This is a genomic window from Paeniclostridium hominis (genome assembly GCF_014306135.1).
Taxonomy (GTDB): Bacteria; Bacillota; Clostridia; order Peptostreptococcales; family Peptostreptococcaceae; genus Paraclostridium; species Paraclostridium hominis.
The window spans coordinates 1-549 of the sequence record NZ_JACRWD010000029.1; the positions used below are offsets into that span (position 1 = coordinate 1).

Annotated in this window: 6 tRNA genes; all 6 read left to right on the plus strand. The window is 53.7% G+C overall.

From position 1 onward, the window contains the following. Positions 1-29: 29 nt before the first annotated feature. The 6 genes from H8891_RS15040 to H8891_RS15065 all read left to right on the plus strand — a co-directional run bounded on the left by H8891_RS15040 (position 30) and on the right by H8891_RS15065 (position 549). Positions 30-118, plus strand: a tRNA-Ser gene (locus H8891_RS15040). Positions 119-121: 3 nt separating this feature from the next. After that, positions 122-197, plus strand: a tRNA-Phe gene (locus H8891_RS15045). A gap of 8 nt (positions 198-205) precedes the next feature. Beyond that, positions 206-282 (plus strand) — tRNA-Met (locus H8891_RS15050). Positions 283-290: 8 nt separating this feature from the next. Continuing rightward, positions 291-367: transfer RNA gene (locus H8891_RS15055), tRNA-Ile, on the plus strand. A 22-nt stretch (positions 368-389) separates the two neighbouring features. After that, positions 390-466, plus strand: a tRNA-Pro gene (locus tag H8891_RS15060). Between the two features lie 6 nt (positions 467-472). Beyond that, positions 473-549, plus strand: a tRNA-His gene (locus H8891_RS15065).

Genomic DNA, 549 nt, shown 5'->3' on the forward strand with positions numbered 1-549 from the left:
GTTCGAGTCGCGGATGGGTCACCAATAATGGAGAGGTGTCCGAGTGGTTTAAGGAGCTGGTCTTGAAAACCAGTGACTCCGAAAGGGGCCGTGGGTTCGAATCCCACCCTCTCCGCCAAATGCCCAGATAGCTCAGTCGGTAGAGCAGGGGACTGAAAATCCCCGTGTCGGTGGTTCGATTCCGCCTCTGGGCACCATATATTATGGCGGTATAGCTTAGTTGGCTAGAGCGTTCGGTTCATACCCGAAAGGTCACAGGTTCGACTCCTGTTACCGCTACCATATAAAGTGGACCTTTAGCTCAGTTGGTTAGAGCGCCCGGCTCATAACCGGTAGGTCCGGGGTTCGAGTCCCTGAAGGTCCACCACTTTATATATAAATATTAATTCCGAGGTGTAGCGCAGTTTGGTAGCGCACGTGGTTTGGGACCATGGGGCCGGGGGTTCGAGTCCCTCCACCTCGACCAATTATGGTGGGTATAGCTCAGTTGGTTAGAGCGCCAGATTGTGGCTCTGGAGGTCGTGAGTTCGACTCTCATTATCCACCCCA